Annotated in this window: 1 protein-coding gene and 2 pseudogenes; all 3 read right to left on the bottom strand. The window is 59.6% G+C overall.

Annotated elements, in window-relative coordinates; all coding sequences use genetic code 11:
* Positions 1-364: 364 nt before the first annotated feature.
* A pseudogene (locus BG842_RS32985) lies at positions 365-684 on the bottom strand (hypothetical protein).
* A gap of 52 nt (positions 685-736) precedes the next feature.
* Positions 737-910 carry a hypothetical protein gene (locus tag BG842_RS32980; protein WP_394327460.1) on the bottom strand — a complete coding sequence of 58 codons (174 nt, stop codon included), beginning with the start codon at positions 908-910 and terminating at the stop codon, positions 737-739.
* Between the two features lie 32 nt (positions 911-942).
* A pseudogene (locus BG842_RS05750) lies at positions 943-1,128 on the bottom strand (ArsR family transcriptional regulator); the annotation flags it as partial.

Raw genomic sequence — 1,128 nt, 5'->3', positions numbered from 1 at the left:
CCACTAGAGATGACATCATTCGTTCTTGCCGCCGGATTCACCGGGTGGATCGCGGATCTGTTCACCTGGCTCATGACGAAGCTCATGGGCTTTGTTGGACTGTTGATGTCCGGTGGCGTGTACACGTTCTTGGTCTTCGATAGCCCCTATACCGATCCGCAGTACCTCCAGGCGTTTGACCACCTGTTGGGTATTTTTCCACAGTTGCTCGTGGTCGTGGTGATGGCTGGCTTTGCCTCACAGCCATTTTCAAAGAAAGCCGACGTGGATAGTGTCATCCTGGTTTGGAAGGCACTCAAGGCGATTATCTTTGTCGCCGTTGGTCGCCAGCTCATGCACTTCGGTCTGCTGCTCGTGAACGCCGTTATTGCCTACATTTACCCCGAGAGCTATGGCGCGTTCGGGACGCAAGTGGGACGTACTCGTCGGTTTCCGCGTAGAACGCGTCGTCGGACGCGATCGGGCCGACGTGAACGTCCTCGTCGTTCGATTCCGCGGAATCGACCAGCGCCGAGAGGACGTGATAGTCCGGCACCGCCGGGTAGGTGTCCTCCTCGTAGCGACGGGTCGTCCCTCGTCTTTCGCCGCGCCCGTGGCGACGACCATATCGCCGATTTCGATGTCCGTCTGGAGCGCACCCGTCGTCCCGACGCGGATGACGGTTTCGACGCCGACGGCGTGCATCTCCTCGATGGCGATGGTCGCCGACGACAGCCGATTCCGGTCGAACAGATGGTCAGCGGCGTCCCCTCGTACTCCGCGTTGACGACCTTGTACTCGCGGTTCTCGGAGACGACCTCCGAGGAGTCACACTGCGCCGCGATTCGGTCCACGCGCCCGGGTCGCCGGGAATCAGCGCGATGTCGTTCAGGTCGCCCTCGTCAACGAGTAGGTGCGGTTGCATTGCCATGGACGAGGAGTTTTGGGGTGAGGTAGAAAAGATTAGCTGTAGCGCGTCAGGATGTCGTGTTCCTCGCGGATGAGTTCGCCGATACCGTGTTTCATCACTGCTTTTCCGAGCGAGGTGGCGACGTAGTACGAGTACAGACCGTCAGCACCGCGCTCCTTTCGTTTCCGGTTCGCCACCAATCCGACGTCCACGAGTTCGTCCAGATGGTAGTGAAGCGA

It is taken from the genome of Haladaptatus sp. W1, assembly GCF_001723155.1.
Taxonomy (GTDB): domain Archaea; phylum Halobacteriota; class Halobacteria; order Halobacteriales; family Haladaptataceae; genus Haladaptatus; species Haladaptatus paucihalophilus.
Note: the sequence above shows the minus strand (reverse complement) of the source record. Positions and strands in the feature narration are given on the sequence as shown.

What these genes read in the sequence shown, in the direction of transcription:
- BG842_RS32980 (WP_394327460.1), bottom strand. Translation starts at nt 910, where the DNA reads ATGGCAATGCAACCGCACCTACTCGTTGACGAGGGCGACCTGAACGAC.